At 56.4% G+C, this 14,887-nt stretch carries 14 protein-coding genes; 8 read left to right on the plus strand and 6 right to left on the minus strand.

Translation table 11 applies throughout. The annotated features are described in order from the left end of the window. Nucleotides 1-64 precede the first annotated feature (64 nt). Both Q1A43_RS14105 and arfB read left to right on the plus strand, forming a co-directional pair. Nucleotides 65-706 (plus strand): queuosine precursor transporter, encoded by a 642-nt coding sequence (locus tag Q1A43_RS14105; RefSeq protein ID WP_299936185.1) that lies wholly within the window; start codon nt 65-67, stop codon nt 704-706. 313 nt (nt 707-1,019) lie between these two features. Beyond that, nucleotides 1,020-1,442 carry an alternative ribosome rescue aminoacyl-tRNA hydrolase ArfB gene (arfB, locus tag Q1A43_RS14110; RefSeq protein WP_299936188.1) on the plus strand — a complete coding sequence of 141 codons (423 nt, stop codon included), beginning with the start codon at nt 1,020-1,022 and terminating at the stop codon, nt 1,440-1,442. A gap of 16 nt (nt 1,443-1,458) precedes the next feature. Here the strand turns inward: arfB and Q1A43_RS14115 are convergent, their stop codons facing one another. The 3 genes from Q1A43_RS14115 to argH all read right to left on the minus strand — a co-directional run bounded on the left by Q1A43_RS14115 (nt 1,459) and on the right by argH (nt 6,968). After that, entirely contained in the window at nt 1,459-4,008 is a 2,550-nt protein-coding gene (locus Q1A43_RS14115; protein WP_299936191.1) for a TIGR02302 family protein, read from the minus strand. A 36-nt stretch (nt 4,009-4,044) separates the two neighbouring features. After that, nucleotides 4,045-5,310 (minus strand): diaminopimelate decarboxylase, encoded by a 1,266-nt coding sequence (gene lysA / locus Q1A43_RS14120; protein ID WP_299936193.1) that lies wholly within the window; start codon nt 5,308-5,310, stop codon nt 4,045-4,047. Nucleotides 5,311-5,576: 266 nt separating this feature from the next. Continuing rightward, on the minus strand, nt 5,577-6,968 hold the full coding sequence (gene argH / locus Q1A43_RS14125; RefSeq protein ID WP_299936195.1) for an argininosuccinate lyase: 1,392 nt from the start codon (nt 6,966-6,968) through the stop codon (nt 5,577-5,579). Nucleotides 6,969-6,989: 21 nt separating this feature from the next. On the opposite strand from argH, the gene Q1A43_RS14130 reads away from it, so the two are divergent. Next, complete coding sequence (locus Q1A43_RS14130) at nt 6,990-7,550, plus strand: TlpA disulfide reductase family protein (RefSeq protein ID WP_299921758.1); 561 nt, start codon at nt 6,990-6,992, stop codon at nt 7,548-7,550. Between the two features lie 127 nt (nt 7,551-7,677). Here Q1A43_RS14130 and Q1A43_RS14135 read toward each other — a convergent pair whose 3' ends face one another. The 3 genes from Q1A43_RS14135 to Q1A43_RS14145 all read right to left on the minus strand — a co-directional run bounded on the left by Q1A43_RS14135 (nt 7,678) and on the right by Q1A43_RS14145 (nt 9,840). Next, nucleotides 7,678-7,824, minus strand: a complete 147-nt coding sequence (locus tag Q1A43_RS14135; RefSeq protein WP_299921759.1) for a hypothetical protein — start codon at nt 7,822-7,824, stop codon at nt 7,678-7,680. A 182-nt stretch (nt 7,825-8,006) separates the two neighbouring features. Next, nucleotides 8,007-8,555, minus strand: a complete 549-nt coding sequence (locus Q1A43_RS14140; RefSeq protein ID WP_299921760.1) for a hypothetical protein — start codon at nt 8,553-8,555, stop codon at nt 8,007-8,009. Between the two features lie 244 nt (nt 8,556-8,799). After that, the gene (locus Q1A43_RS14145; RefSeq protein ID WP_299936519.1) at nt 8,800-9,840 is read right to left on the minus strand and encodes a cytochrome-c peroxidase; all 1,041 of its coding nucleotides are present in this window, start codon (nt 9,838-9,840) and stop codon (nt 8,800-8,802) included. 167 nt (nt 9,841-10,007) lie between these two features. Here Q1A43_RS14145 and Q1A43_RS14150 point away from each other — a divergent pair, with 167 nt between their 5' ends. The 5 genes from Q1A43_RS14150 (at nt 10,008) to Q1A43_RS14170 (ending at nt 14,876) form a co-directional block, all read left to right on the plus strand. Further along, a complete protein-coding gene (locus Q1A43_RS14150; RefSeq protein ID WP_299936198.1) occupies nt 10,008-10,400 on the plus strand; it encodes a hypothetical protein in 393 nt (130 codons plus the stop codon). Further along, nucleotides 10,397-11,323 (plus strand): sterol desaturase family protein, encoded by a 927-nt coding sequence (locus Q1A43_RS14155; protein WP_299936200.1) that lies wholly within the window; start codon nt 10,397-10,399, stop codon nt 11,321-11,323. The genes Q1A43_RS14150 and Q1A43_RS14155 overlap by 4 nt, the downstream gene beginning before the upstream one ends. Nucleotides 11,324-11,741: 418 nt before the next feature. Continuing rightward, nucleotides 11,742-12,497, plus strand: a complete 756-nt coding sequence (locus Q1A43_RS14160; RefSeq protein WP_299936202.1) for an OB-fold-containig protein — start codon at nt 11,742-11,744, stop codon at nt 12,495-12,497. A gap of 25 nt (nt 12,498-12,522) precedes the next feature. Beyond that, on the plus strand, nt 12,523-14,232 hold the full coding sequence (locus Q1A43_RS14165) for a flotillin domain-containing protein (protein ID WP_299936205.1): 1,710 nt from the start codon (nt 12,523-12,525) through the stop codon (nt 14,230-14,232). Between the two features lie 134 nt (nt 14,233-14,366). Further along, on the plus strand, nt 14,367-14,876 hold the full coding sequence (locus tag Q1A43_RS14170) for an SRPBCC family protein (protein ID WP_299936208.1): 510 nt from the start codon (nt 14,367-14,369) through the stop codon (nt 14,874-14,876). The last annotated feature ends 11 nt before the right edge of the window (nt 14,877-14,887 follow it).

Genomic DNA, 14,887 nt, shown 5'->3' on the forward strand with positions numbered 1-14,887 from the left:
AAACGCCGCCTGTCCGAAATGACTCGGGCCAAGTCCCCGCAACCTTGCAAAAACGGGTCCATACATGACACGCACGCATATTCCTGGCATCCTTGCCATGGCAGCCATTGTTCTGGCTTCCAACATTCTCGTCCAATTCCTGTTCGGCCAATGGCTGACTTGGGGCGCTTTTACCTATCCGCTCGCCTTTTTGGTCACTGACCTGATGAACCGCATCTATGGTGCCCAAGCCGCCCGCAAAGTTGTCTTTGTTGGTTTTATTGTCGGCGTCATCTGTTCGCTAATCGGCACCCAGATCATGTTGCAGGGTGATGGCTACACCTTCCCCGCCGTGACATTGCGCATCGCTCTTGGCTCTGGTCTTGCCTTCTTGACTGCTCAATTGATGGACGTTGCGATATTTGATCGTCTGCGTAGTGGCGCGTGGTGGCGTGCGCCGCTGGCCTCAACTTTGGTCGGCTCGTCGCTTGATACGGCGATTTTCTTCACTATCGCATTCTCGTCTCAATTGGTGTTTTTGGAACCCGGCAATGACGTCAGCTGGGCCAACGAAGCGATCCCAATGTTGGGTGCGGGTCCGGTTGCGCCACTTTGGGTGTCGCTGGCGGTGGCCGATTGGATGGTCAAACTGAGCCTTGCCCTGATCGCACTCATTCCGTTCCGAATGATCGTTTCGCGGGCAGGGGCCGTAAATACTACCGCTTGAAGCAAAGAAAACACTTTGTGGTTTTGCCATGTCATGGCAACATCATGTTGAGGCAACAAATTTGAAACACGTTTCAGATAGGCTGACCTCATCGCGTTTTAACAGCTGAAAGGAGGTGATCCAGTGATTAGAGAACCATTGGAGAAGGGTGTAGGGACAATTCGAGAGGCTGAGCTCTAGGGTAACTCCGGGCAACTGCCTATCAAATTGGCGAGCAGCCTAACCGGCCCCGCCTCCGTATTCTCGAAGGGTCGTCCCACGGGCGGCCCTTTTAGCTTTCTAATAAAAACCGCAGCCAATATCGGGGGATCTGATGCTGCAAGTGAACGACGACATCGCCATCGAAGATTGGGAACTGACCGAACAATTTGTTCGTTCAAGCGGCCCCGGCGGGCAGAATGTCAACAAGGTCTCCACCGCTGTCGAGCTCCGTTTTGAGGCGGAACGCTCGCCCAATTTGCCTGCTCCAGTGAAAACACGATTGCGCAAATTGGCCGGTCGCCGTTGGACAAACGAAGGAGCGTTGATCCTTCAGGTTGAGGAAACCCGATCTCAGGCGCGTAACCGTGAAATCGCCCGCCAACGGCTTGTCGAATTGATCCAGAAAGCGCTTCAAAAACCCAAACGACGCATTCCAACGCGCCCAACACTCGGGTCAAAAAAGCGTCGGCTGGCGGGCAAAAAAGCCCGTGGTGAGGTTAAAACACTGCGTGGCAAAGTCGACCCCACCGACTAGGTTTTAGCAAAAGCCACTAAAACCGCTCTAACAAACGATCCAAATAGTTCTTTTCGATCTCGGGGCGATCTGCCTCGCTTGACCGACGGCGGATTTCATCCAAAAGCTCTTCGGCCCGGCGATAAACATCTTCACCCTGCAAAAGCCCTTCATCCGTATCGGACCGACCGGAATTGCCCTGACTACGCCCAAGTGGATCGCGTTGCTCTCCCGGCTCACCACCTTCGGCGAACCCCTGTTGGCCCTGCTGCTGTGCACGTTGCTGCGCCATCGCTTCGCCCAGCGCGCGCATCCCATCACGAAGGGCTTCCATCGCTTCTGATTGCTGGTCGATTGCCTCGGCCAAGTCACCATCCCGCAAGGCCTCTTCGGCCCCGTCCATGGCGTTGTCCGCATCCTCAAGCGACTGGGCCGAGCGTTCACCCGCCTCCGTCCCCTGACCGGGCAAATTGCGGCGCTGGCGGTTTAATTCATCACGCAAGGCTTGTTGGCGATCGGCAAGGCTTTGCTCCAAACCCTGTTCGCCTTGGCCTTGACCATCGCCGCGTTCCCGCGCCTCACCCTGCCCCGGTTGCTGATCCCCCGGCTCCCCGCCCGGATCACCCTCTTGCTGGCTGGGTTGCTGGCCATCTTGGCGTTGCGACGGGTTAAATTGCTCCTGCAAGTCGCGGAATGCCTCGTCCGACAACTCTTGTTGCTCACGCAGCGTATCCGACAGTTGATCCATCGCCTGTTCACCCGGCGATTGACCGCCTTCCCCTTGGGTGACCTGCATGTTTTCCATCATTTCTTGAAGCTGCTGCAAGGCCTCCATGGCTTCCGCCATCCGACCTTGTTCCATCAACTCTTGAATACGATCCATCATGCGTTGCAAATCATCTTGCGACATTTCGATGGTATTCTCGGGGTCCGCAGGCTCGCCCGGCTCCTCATTTTGCCGGTTCTGGCGCGCCAATTCGCGCATATAATCCTGTGTCGCCTCGCGCAATTCCTGCATCAGCTCCGCGATTTCTTGGTCCGAAGCGCCATTTTTCATCGCCTCTTCAAGCCGCTCTTGCGCGCGCTGTAACCGCTCCAAAGCGTCCTGAAGATCGCCCTCTTCCAACTCAACCGCAAGATCCCAAAGCGCCTGTGCCAGTTCGCCTTGCTGTTCATCGCTTATGCCGTCCAAGGCCTCAAGTTTCGCCAAAATTTCGCTCAAGGTCTTGCGGGGCTCCGGTTTGCGGAAAATCTCATCTGGGCGGTTGGACATGGCGCGCAGCAATTGCGAAATCGTATCAACATTGTCCCGGTTCCACAGTAACGCTTGGCGTTGTTCGATCACCGCCTTGGCCATCGGATCAAAGAACCGACGACCGGGTAGCGTAATCAGCTCAGGTTCGGTGCGTGCCGTTTGGCCGCGCCCATCCGTGACGCTCATCTCTAGGCGAACCGGCAGGTTGGCCCATGGATGCAATGAAAAATTTCCGCCCAGCGCTTCTTTGAAATCGGCGCGGCTCCCAGCAAGCGGCATCGGCAGCGGGACATTGATCACTTCTTGAAACTCAGGTTCCAGCGCGCGGCCATAGCGCCGATCAACCTCGCCCAATGCCAGAACAAGCCGCGCTTGCCCGGCCTCGATGCCAAAATCATCTTGCGCCTTAAAGGGGATCTGGGCCGCACCGTCATAGGCGACCTCAATCTCGCCATCGCGCTCAATCCGCGGTGCGGCATCTGGGATCATGGCGATCTGCCACGCCCGTCCGTTTGGGCCATCAATCGCCAAGCGTCCGGCTTGGGCAACTTCGAAATCCTGCGCGGTGTCCTGCGCCTGTTCGGGCGTTCGGGACAACCCCGACACGCTTTCATCCAAAGACAGCGCGCCGACCTCACCGTACATGCGTAAGGTTATCAACGCGCCTTCGGGCACGTCCAAGTTTTCGGCTGTGATATCATTTAGATAAACGGTTGGAAGACGTGTGTAACCGGGCGGTGACATCCAACCTTCCCAGCTTGGACCCTGCGCCAATTCCGGGCCGCCAACCCCCATGTTCGTGACCGATTGCACCCGCACAAAAGAGCCAAACAAAAAAGCCACAGACAACGCCAAAAGCGCGACAAACCGCAAGGCATAAGGGTCGGCGTTGGAAACCCGCAAATCCGGTTCGACTGGTTTTGCTTCCTTCAAACGCGCCCGCATCCGGGCCTGATGCGCGTTCCAAACCGCCATTGATGCCGCATCGCCGGTGCCAATCGCCGGGCTGTCTAACGCCGCCTGAATTGGGTTGCCTTTGAGCGATCCGTCCAATCGCAGCAACGCCTCGTCCCGGCTAGGCCACTGAAAAACGCGCATTCCACGCCACAACGCCCAAATAAACAGCGCCGTCAAACCGGCACCAACCGCCCAAACCCATTCAACCGCGACCAAATCCTGTAGGCCAAGCATCAATATCGCCAGCGCCACAAAAACCACCGACCAAAGCGGCCACCACGCCCGCACCACCCGTTCGGCCACCAAACCCGCATGGGTTAGCGCCAAAGGCCAGCGGATTGTGCGGCTTAGTTCCGGGTCATTTTGACGGGCCATACCATTCCTCGCGCGACGTCTTGCGAGGAAAGTGCCTCACAACCATTCAGGAATGGTATCGCGATTTATCATTTCGTCAAAGGTTGGCCTTGGGCGGATAACCGCGAATTGATCGCCGTTCACCAAAACCTCGGGAATAAGCGGGCGGGTGTTGTACTCGCTCGCCATCACCGCGCCATAGGCACCGGCACTGCGGAATGCGACCAAATCACCGGCGGCAAGCGGCGGCATCAGGCGTTGTTTGGCAAATGTATCGCCGGATTCGCAAACAGGTCCAACAATATCATAGGGTTGCGGCTCGACCCCAACCTGCGGCTCAACCAAGGGGACAATGTCGTGATGGGCTTCATACATCGCCGGGCGGATCAAATCATTCATCGCGCCATCCAAAATCAGGAAATCGCGGCCTTCGCCGTTTTTCAGGTAAATCACCTTGGACACCAAAATCCCGGCGTTGCCTGCGATCAAACGCCCCGGCTCAATCTCGATCTCACAGCCCAAATGACCAACAGTGCGCTGGATCAGCTTGCCATAATCGGTCGGCAAGGGCGGTGCTTCGTTGCTGCGGGCATAGGGGATGCCAAGGCCGCCACCCAAATCCAATCGGCTGATCTCATGCCCATCGGCGCGCAAAGCTTCGGTCAATTCCGCAACCTTGGTATAAGCAAGCTCAAACGGCTCAAGCTGTGTCAGCTGGCTGCCGATATGCACGTCAATGCCAACAACTTTGATACCCGGCAAAGCGGCGGCATGGGCGTAAACCTCACGGGCGCGGGCAATTGGAATGCCGAATTTGTTTTCGCTTTTACCGGTGGCGATTTTGGCGTGGGTTTTGGCGTCAACATCCGGGTTCACCCGAACGGCGATCTTGGCCTCAACCCCCATCGATGTCGCGATCTCAGAGATAACCGCCATCTCAGGTTCGCTCTCGACGTTGAATTGGCGAATCTGCGCCTCAAGCGCGGCGCGGATTTCATCACCGGTCTTGCCAACACCGGAAAACACGATCCTATCCCCCGGAACACCAGCGGCCAGAGCACGGGCCAATTCGCCACCCGAAACCACGTCCATCCCCGCGCCTTCGGCGGCCAGAGTGCGCAAAATCGCCTGATTGCTGGCGGCTTTCATCGCGTAGCATACCAAATGCGGGCCCCAATCCAAAGCCTCATCAAAGAGATGGAAATGCCGGGTTAGTGTCGCTGTGGAGTAAAGGTAAAACGGCGTGCCCACTTGCGCGGCAATTTCCTTGACCGGCACATCCTCGGCCCACAACGCCCCTTCGCGATAAAGAAAATGATCCACGCCCGTCTCCTGTCCTGCAGCCGTTCCCGCTTAGCGCATCCCAAAAGGCGAAAAAACCCTTGGTTTTCTTCTTTCCGAAAATATCCCCGCCGGAGGCTCCGACCGCGACGCAAAAGCCCCGGCTCATTTAGAGAACCGGGGCTAATCACTTTTTTGGCAATCTTACTGGGTAGCCTCTTCGCCCGGTCGTATCGGCGCGCCATCTGCGCCACATCCGGCGAGGCTGCAAGCCGACAAGGCCAACAGCGCCACAATCATCACTGTCTTCATATAAGCACCTCCTTCCAGCGGGTCACTTGTTCGCGCACCCGCGCTGGGGCTGTGCCACCGTAACTCATCCGTGAGGCGACCGATTTATGCACCGTCAGAACGTCAAAAATCCCGTCGGTGATCGCCGAATTCTCTGCCTGCATGTCTTCAAGGCTTAGGTCCGGCAGGTCGCAGCCTTTGGATTCCGCCAAGGCGACAAGCGCCCCCGTCACATGGTGCGCATCCCGAAAGGGTAGCCCAGTTTCGCGCACCAGCCAATCGGCAAGATCAGTCGCGGTTGAAAAACCAGCTGACGCAGCGCCTTCCAGCACCTGACGATTGCCGGTCATATCCTTGACCATGCCTTCCATCGCCGCCAATGCCAGCATCCAGTTGTCCGCCGCGTCAAAGACCTGCTCTTTGTCTTCTTGCATGTCCTTTGAATAGGCCAGTGGCAAGCCTTTCATCACCATCATCAACGCAACATTGGCCCCGAAGATCCGCCCGATCTTGGCGCGGATAAGCTCCGCTGCATCAGGGTTTTTCTTTTGCGGCATGATGCTCGACCCGGTGCTGAACCGGTCCGACAGGGTGACAAAGCGGAACTGCGCGCTTGACCAAATTACTAGTTCTTCGGCAAAGCGGCTGAGGTGCATCGCTGAAATCGACGCCACCGATAGAAATTCAATCGCGAAATCCCGCGCCGAAACGGCGTCCAACGAATTGGCCATTGGGCGGTCAAAGCCCAAGCTTTCGGCGGTCATATGTCTATCAATCGGGAACCCTGTGCCCGCAAGCGCCGCGGCGCCCAAAGGCGATTCGTTCATCCGGGCGCGGGCATCGCGAACGCGAGAAAGATCGCGCGCGAACATCTCCACATAGGCCATCATGTGATGCCCCCATGTCACCGGCTGCGCGGTTTGTAGGTGGGTAAAGCCCGGCATCACCCAATCGGCCCCCGCCTCGGCCTGATCCACCAACGCGGAAATCAGGGCGAGCAGACCCTTTTCCGCTGCATCCAGCTGATCACGTACCCAAAGGCGGAAATCCGTCGCAACTTGGTCGTTACGCGACCGGCCCGTGTGCAAGCGGCCCGCTGGTTCGCCAATCAAGGCCTTCAAACGGGCCTCGACGTTCATATGAATGTCTTCTAGCGCCGTGGAAAATTCAAACTCACCGTTCTCAATCTCTGACAAGACTGTGAGCAAGCCTTCCCGAATGGCCTTTGCATCGCTATCACTAATAATGCCTTGGGCGGCCAACATGGCGGCGTGGGCCCTTGAACCGGCGATATCCTGTGCCGCCATCCGCTGATCGTATCCGATCGAGGCGTTGATCGCCTCCATGATCGCATCCGGCCCGGCGGCAAAGCGGCCGCCCCACATCTGGTTTGAGGAAGTATCCGACATGAGCTGTCCTTCGGAGGAAATATGAAAAATCTGGGTCTTGCGTTGCTGTATACTGCGACGATGGCGCTTGCAAATCCTGGCTTCGCTGATGTGGCGGCTGCGACCGCCGCGCGGACCGGCGATATGAAGAAACTAATCCTTCATTCCGAGCCAAAAACCCGCGAGATGGCCGACTTTATGACCTTTGAAGGGGAACCATTGAACCTATCCGATTGGCAGGGAAAATGGCTTGTGGTTAATTTCTGGGCCACATGGTGCGCGCCCTGCCGCAAGGAAATGCCGATGCTCTCCGAGCTTCAAACCGAGATGGGCAGCGACACATTTGAGGTCATCACCATCGCCACCTCGCGCAATCCGCCCCCGGCGATGAAAGCGTTCTTTGATGATATCGGCATTACCAACCTGCCGCTGCACCGCGATCCGAAATCGAAATTGTCGCGCGGCATGGGTGTTTTGGGCCTACCCGCGACGGTGATCCTTGACCCTGATGGCAATGAGGTCGGCCGCATGACCGGCGATGCCGATTGGTCATCTGACAGCGCCAAGGCCGTATTGACGGCGTTGATGGGCCCGGCGAGTTAAGCCTTTAAACTACTACCGTGAAACTTCGGTCGGCGTCTGTGGCTTGGCTCGCAACTCCCGCCGTTTGGTCACCAAATCCGTCCCGGAACACCCGATTGAGCACGGGTGTCGGGACGGCTTTGACATATCATGACTTGTTCTTGGCTTTTTTGCCGGCTTGAACAGGCCGATCGGCGTGTTTGCCGCCTGAGCTGTTGAACGCTTGGTACCAAGCTGGCTTTTGAGCTGGGTTCGCACCGGCGCGTTTTACCTTGGGTTTCTTCGATTTGGGCATTGTCCGTCCTTTTCAATTCAGCACTGACATAGAAGGATCACCTCAGGATTGATACAGCAACCTTTTCGCGAGCAAGGTCGACGGGATACGTAGCCAGTTTTTGGATGGCCCAAAATAGTACGGGGTGACCCGATGGCCACCCCGTTTCTCTGAGAGAGAGAGAGAGAGAGAGAGAGAGAGAATTACTTGAGGGCGATCATGATGCGGCGCGTGCGCGTTTTGCGTTTGCTGCGCCCCTTCTTCCAGCCGCTTTTCGCCGCGCCCAGCTGATCCAACTGCATTGCGCCTTCGGCCATCAGACCATCCGCCCCATACTCCCAATATCGCAACCCACCGCGGGTGGCTTCGGTGACGCGGGTACGGGTTTCGACGTAACCGTCAGAGTGGGTTACCGTGAATTGGCATTTGCCCAACGAACGGTTGCAACGGTGCGGCGCGTAAGTTGTTACCGCCCCGTCGATGGCAACGGTCTCGGTGACTTCACCGCGATCATTTACCTTGTAGCTGCCCAGAAACTCTGCGCCTTTGCCCTGTCCTGCAAAGAGATCAAACACATGACGCCCGCCAAGCGATGCGCGTTTTACATGGGTCATTGCCCCGGTGCGATCCTTCATCACCATAACCGATCCAACACCCATGTCGCCCGCGCGCCATGTGATGTCAGCTGTTGCGACAGATGCAGTGAATGTTGCGGAAAGACTAAAGGCCAGGGCGATGATCAGCTTGCGCATTCTTGCTACTCTCAGGTCATGGGCCCCCACCCAATGGTTGATAGAATTGGGCGAAAACAGGGCGCAGCGCAACGTTTTTCTGCCACATTCCTGCCATTGTCTCTAGTGATTATGCTAATAACAACTCAACGCAATTATTGATCCCTGTGATGCGACAATATCATTGCTGCGCACCCCAAAACTCCAACGAATTCGGCAAAAAAGGGACCCCAGTAACAGGGCCCCTGATTCTTTGACGACCAAATTATGGCAAAATTTCGCCCGTGGGACGCGGCGTCGAGGCGGTTTCGGCCGGTAAAACCGGATATTCAACCGTCGGCAACGTGCCGGTCAACGCGTTCAAAAAGGCGACAACGGCATCGGCATCGGGGCCGGACAACTCTTCGCCCAATTGCGAGACCGCCATAATTTCGACCGCTGTCTTAAGGTCCCACACTTTTCCAGAATGGAAATATGGCGCAGTGACCGCGATGTTGCGCAAAGGCGCCGCGCGGAAAACATAGGCATCATCGGCGGTTTCCGTCACGGCGAACCGGCCCTTGTCACCTTCGGGCAAAACATCGGCACCAGGTTTTTCGATCAGGCCAAAGGCATAATAATCATGCCCCCCAAGGTTGATGCCGTTGTGACAAGACGCACAGCCTGAGTCGACAAACACCTCAAGACCTCGTTTCTGCTCATCGCTGAGGGCTGCGTCATCGCCATTTAGCCACGCATCAAAGGGCGACGGTGTCAGCAAAGTCGCCTCGTAAGCTTCAATAGCTTTTGCAAAATTGTCAAAAGTCACCGGATCGGCCTGCTCAGGGAACGAGGCTTTGAACCATGTTTTGTAATCCGACATTGAATTAAGCGTCGCGACCACATTGTCGGGCGTGTTTGCCATTTCCACACCTGCCTGCACCGGTCCCTTGGCTTGTTCCGCCAAATCCGCCGCGCGGCCATCCCAAAATTGGGCTTCGTTAAAAACCGCATTCAAGACGGTTGGCGCATTGCGCGGCCCCTTTTGCCAACCATGGCCAATCGAAGTCTCAAGATTGTCGTCCCCGCCTGTCGCCAGATTGTGGCATGAGTTGCAGGAGAAAACGCCGGACGCAGACATGCGCGGGTCAAAAAACAATGCTTTTCCCAAGGAAATTTTTTCGGGGGTAATCGGGTTGTCGGCTACTGCGGGTATTGTTGATGGCAGGGCGGAAAACAAATCCAGAGCATCAGTGCGAAGATCTTGGGCCGCGGCGGCTTGGGCCGTTAGAACCAATGCAACGGCTGTGAATCCGTGTATGGACATGCGCTTCATGTCAGTCTCCATGTGTAGATAAAGGAGCTAAAACCCCTAGTTTAGAATGATTATACATTCCAACATCGGCATCCTTGATCTGCGTCAACATCACCTGACGTAACGCGCACTTTGACAGCGCAATACGAGTTGGTGAAACTAATCCAACAGGAGGGGCCATGCCGTTATCAATTCTCGTCACACTTGTGGTTCTCGGTATCGCGGGTATTGCGGTGCTGACCAAATGGCTTGGCATGTCGAGCCCGAAACGGTTTCAAACTGAACAGGATGTCATCGCCGCTTGGGCGCGGGAGTTTCCGGAAACACCAGTGAGTGACGTGACACTCTGCCAGTCGGGCAATGGCGCATTGGTGACAACCGCGCTGGGGCCGGGCTTGGTTTGGGCGATGGGAGCCGATAGCACCGCCCGTTTGCTGTCCAAGGCAAACTTGACCGCAACGGACACAGGACTGCGCATCGATCTACCCGATTATAGTGCCCCGCATGTCACCTTGACCCTCACCAAAGCCGAGACCGCGCAATGGTCCGCCCTGATCGGAGCCTCCGCATGAGCGATCTGACTTACCCTGATGTTGTCCAACTCGCGGTGCCGTTTTTCATCGCCGCCATTTTGGCCGAGCTGCTGTGGATCCATACGCAAAAACGCGGTGGGCGTTATGAAACCCGCGACGCCGTCACGTCGTTGATCATGGGGGCTGGCAATGTCGCTTCGGGCATTGCGCTTGGTTTTATCGCTTGGGGGTTTTTCACCTTTCTGTGGGAACTCACCCCCTTTGACCTTGGAACGTCGGCTTTGGTTGTCCTGCTTTGTTTTGTTCTCGACGATCTACGTTATTATTGGGTGCATCGGTTTGGCCACCGCGTCCGTTGGGTCTGGGCCAGCCATGTGAACCACCATTCAAGCCAGCACTACAACCTCACCACGGCGCTTCGTCAGACCTGGACCTACACCTTTACCTTTATGATGGTGGTGCGCGCGCCGCTTATCCTAATTGGGTTTCACCCGGCGATGGTTCTGTTCTGCGGCGGCTTGAACCTTATTTATCAGTTCTGGATTCACACCGAAGCGATCGGCAAAATGCCCCGCTGGTTCGAAGCCATCATGAACACACCGAGCCATCACCGCGTTCACCATGGTCGCAATCCGCGCTATCTCGACTGCAACTATGCCGGTGTCTTTATTATATGGGACAAAATGTTTGGCACCTTTGTCCCCGAACAGGACGGTGAAAAGGTCGATTACGGCCTTGTGCATAACCTCGGCACCTTTAACCCGATCCGCGTGGCCTTTCACGAATGGGTTGGCATTTGGAAAGACGTCACCCAATCCGGCATCACATGGCACGATCGCTGGATGTATTGCGTCGCGCCCCCCGGCTGGTCCCATGACGGATCGCGCGACACATCTGAGGCGATCAAAGCCAAGCATCTGGCAAAACACCCTCAAGACGGCGGAACGGCAGGGTTTTCGTGACACCGGGAAGGTAAAATGGACTACGATCTTTGTCTGCGTTCGACATTCCTAGACTTGGAAAGTTGGGCTATTGTCCTGACTGGGTTCGCAGTTTCCGTCCTTTTGATGCGATTTGAGAAGAGGGGTTTGGCGATCACCTGCTTTCTCACCTCTCTCGTGTTGGCAACAAGTTGGGCCTATTTTTACTATGAACTGAACTGCGTCGAACTCCGCTTCTCTTGAAAAGGCAGACGCCCCCCAAAAGGCCCAAATTATTCGCCGGTAAGGCATTCCTGTCTTCCGCAGGTTAACTTTTTGGGGCAGGCTCACCCTGCGCACCATTGTTGCGAGTAATTCGCATCAAGCCCTTGTAACGGGTTCGTGAGGACCCCATATGCATTGTATACCAATGAATACACAATCTATCCGTTAGGAAACCATGTTCGATCAATTGCTTTCGGACGGGTTCATCCCGTTCACCATTTCGCTTGCTATTCTATTTGGCCTGATGGCCCTTGAACTTGTCTTTGCTCTTCTTGGTGCCACGCTATTGGGTGCCGGTGGTGAGGGTGCTGACATTGATGGGCCGGATATTGACGGGCCAGATTTGGATATTGGCGATCTGGACATTGAGATTGATCTCGATGGGATGGATATCGACGCGGCCGATTTGGAATTGCCCAATTTTGCCGATGTCGAAATCGAGACGGACACGCCCGATGGTATTGGCAATACCGGCGGTCTCGCGGCATGGCTTGGCTTTGGCAAAATGCCAATGCTGATCTGGCTGGCCTCGATCCTGATGGCCTTTGGTATCACCGGTGTGGTTTTGCAGAACCTCATTGCCGGTGTCTTTGGAGGTACTGCGCCCGCGTGGATCGTGGCCCTTCCAGCGGCTTTTGTGGCCATCTTTTTCGCCCGGCATTTTGGTGCGCTCTTTGCGCGTCTGATCCCGAAAACCGAAACCCAAGCCCTTTCTGAACGCCATCTTGGCCGTCGTCAGGGCGTTGTCACCCAAGGCACCGCCACCCGCGGTCGCCCCGCCGAGGTCCGTGTCACGGATCGTTACGGCAACATCCACTATCTGCGTGCCGAACCGCTTCGGGACGAGGCGCAGATTCCGCAGGGTACCGAAGTCTTGGTCCTGCGACATAGATTTGAGGGCGGCTACCTATTGGTGCCGCTCCCCACCTGAATTTTTCAACGAGTTAGGAGACATAATGGATTTAACTACGCTTCTCTTTCTGGTCGGCGCTGTCCTCGCCTTCCTCATCGTCCTCGGCCTTGTTTTAGGCCGTCTCTATCGCCGCGCCACACGCGAAGTCAGCTTGGTTAAAACCGGGGCTGGCGGCAAAAAGGTCATCATGGATGGCGGTGCGATTGTTGTGCCCTTGCTGCACGAAATCAGCCCGGTCAACATGAAAACCTTGCGGCTCGAAGTGACCCGCGAGGCAGAAGCCGCCTTGATCACCAAGGATCGGATGCGCGTTGACGTCGGCGTCGAGTTCTACGTGTCGGTGCAGCCCACCGACGAAGGCGTTGCCCGTGCTGCGCAAACCTTGGGTGATCGCACCTTTGACGTTGATCAGCTCCGCGAGATGATCGAAGGCAAACTCATTGATGGTTTGCGGGCCGTGGCCGCGCAGATGACCATGGATGAACTCCACGAAAACCGCGCCGATTTTGTACAAGAAGTACAAAATGCGGTTTCCGAAGACCTGACCAAAAACGGTCTGTCGCTTGAGGCTGTGTCCTTGACCGCGCTCGATCAGACACCGTTCGAAGCGCTTGATGAAAACAACGCCTTTAACGCCGTCGGTATGCGCAAATTGGCCGAGGTGATTGCGACGTCGAAAAAGGAACGTGCTCAGATTGATGCCGATGCTCAGGTTGCAGTGCGCCGCGCCGAGATGGAAGCGGAACGCCAAAGCCTTTTGATCCGTCAGGACGAAGAGCAAGCCCGCATCGAGCAGCAGCAGCAGATCGAAACCATGAAGGCCGCCCAAGAGGCTGAGATTGCTGCCCGTATGGAAGACTCGGTCCGCGAAACTGAACGCGCTCGGATTGCACGTGAGGAATCTATTCGATCGGCAGATATTGAGCGGGAACGCAAAATCCGCGACGCCGAGATCGCCAAGGAACGTGCCGTTCAAGAGGCAGAGATCGCCAAAGAGCGTGAGCTGGAGGTTGCCAATCAGGAACGCCAGATCATCATCGCGCAAAAGTCCGAAGAGGAAAGCCGCGCCCGTGCGTCCGCCGACCTTGCACGTGCCGAAGCGACCAAGGCCACCGAAGCCGTAGTCACCGCTCAGCAGGTCGCCGAAGCCGAACGGAAGAAGCAGATCGCCTTGATCGAAGCCGCTCGCGAAGCGGAACGTGAAGCGACCAAAATCCGTCTTGCTGCAACCGCTGAGAAGGATGCCGCGCAAGACCGCGCCGATGCCCGACGCGAAGAGGCACAGGCCGATGCGGATGCGCTGACCATTCGTGCCGAAGCCAAAAAGCAAGACATGCTGGCCGAAGCCGAAGGTAAACGCGCGATTACCGATGCCGAGAACGCGCTTAGCACCGAATTGATCGCAATGAAGGTTGAATTGGCCCGTCTCGAAGCGATGCCAAAAGTCTTGGCCGAAGCGGTCAAGCCGGCTGAAAAGATCGACTCGATCCGCATTCATCAAGTCGGTGGCTTAAACGGCTCAAGCGGCGGTGCGTCGGGAAACGGTGCAGGCGGTGACAAGCCGCCGGTTAACCAAGCGCTCGATTCCATCATGGGCATGGCCGTGCAGATGCCGGCGCTGAAAAAGCTCGGGGATGAGTTGGGTCTGACGATGGACGGTACCGTCTCGGGTCTGCTTGGTGACACGCCACCAACGTCAGAGCCAGCTGCCGAAAAGGCACCGGACATCGACGAAAAACCAGCCGAAGACTAAACACCGAAAGGGCGGGATCATCCCGCCCTTTTCAGTTTTCAAAAAAAACTTCACGCGGATGTCCATTGGCCGCGATCTCGTTCGTCATGTTGGTGAAGGCGCTGTTGCCTTTGCTTACACCGAAAGAGGAACTCATGACACTTTGGACACTTTTGCTTGGCGGGCTCGGCGTTGTTGCCATTTCCGCAGCGGGCACAATGCTACTCCCCCGACACATCCATATTGAACGCCAAAGCACCCTTGCGACCACACCGGATGCGATTCTCGCCCTCGCCACATCAACGCAGGGTTACCAAGCCTTTAACCCCTACAAAAGCGTTGACCCCAACCTATCCATCACCCCATTTGGCCCAACAAATGGCATCGGCGCAGGCTTTCACTTTGACGGCAAAGACGGCAAGGGCAGCCAGACGATCTCTGAAATTGGCCCCTCTCATGTGCGCTATGACATCGATCTTGGTGCGATGGGGCAACCGGTCCAATCCATCCACGCCATCCCAACCAATGATGGAACCCGTGTGACCTGGCGCATGGATATGGATCTCGGGTTTAACCCCGTCGCCCGCGTGTTTGGGCTTTTCTTGGACAAGATGCTCGGTCAAACTTTCGACCAAGGGTTGGCCAATCTGGCCGCTGCCACCTGATTTCTTTTAAA

The sequence above is a fragment of the uncultured Pelagimonas sp. genome, from assembly GCF_947498515.1.
Classification (GTDB): Bacteria; Pseudomonadota; Alphaproteobacteria; order Rhodobacterales; family Rhodobacteraceae; genus Pelagimonas.

Coding starts and splice junctions, on each gene's coding strand:
- Q1A43_RS14105 (WP_299936185.1), top strand. CDS start 65: ATGACACGCACGCATATTCCTGGCATCCTTGCCATGGCAGCCATTGTT.
- arfB (WP_299936188.1), top strand. CDS start 1,020: ATGCTGCAAGTGAACGACGACATCGCCATCGAAGATTGGGAACTGACC.
- Q1A43_RS14115 (WP_299936191.1), bottom strand. CDS start 4,008: ATGGCCCGTCAAAATGACCCGGAACTAAGCCGCACAATCCGCTGGCCT.
- argH (WP_299936195.1), bottom strand. CDS start 6,968: ATGTCGGATACTTCCTCAAACCAGATGTGGGGCGGCCGCTTTGCCGCC.
- Q1A43_RS14130 (WP_299921758.1), top strand. CDS start 6,990: ATGAAAAATCTGGGTCTTGCGTTGCTGTATACTGCGACGATGGCGCTT.
- Q1A43_RS14135 (WP_299921759.1), bottom strand. CDS start 7,824: ATGCCCAAATCGAAGAAACCCAAGGTAAAACGCGCCGGTGCGAACCCA.
- Q1A43_RS14140 (WP_299921760.1), bottom strand. CDS start 8,555: ATGCGCAAGCTGATCATCGCCCTGGCCTTTAGTCTTTCCGCAACATTC.
- Q1A43_RS14145 (WP_299936519.1), bottom strand. CDS start 9,840: ATGTCCATACACGGATTCACAGCCGTTGCATTGGTTCTAACGGCCCAA.
- Q1A43_RS14150 (WP_299936198.1), top strand. CDS start 10,008: ATGCCGTTATCAATTCTCGTCACACTTGTGGTTCTCGGTATCGCGGGT.
- Q1A43_RS14155 (WP_299936200.1), top strand. CDS start 10,397: ATGAGCGATCTGACTTACCCTGATGTTGTCCAACTCGCGGTGCCGTTT.
- Q1A43_RS14160 (WP_299936202.1), top strand. CDS start 11,742: ATGTTCGATCAATTGCTTTCGGACGGGTTCATCCCGTTCACCATTTCG.
- Q1A43_RS14165 (WP_299936205.1), top strand. CDS start 12,523: ATGGATTTAACTACGCTTCTCTTTCTGGTCGGCGCTGTCCTCGCCTTC.
- Q1A43_RS14170 (WP_299936208.1), top strand. CDS start 14,367: ATGACACTTTGGACACTTTTGCTTGGCGGGCTCGGCGTTGTTGCCATT.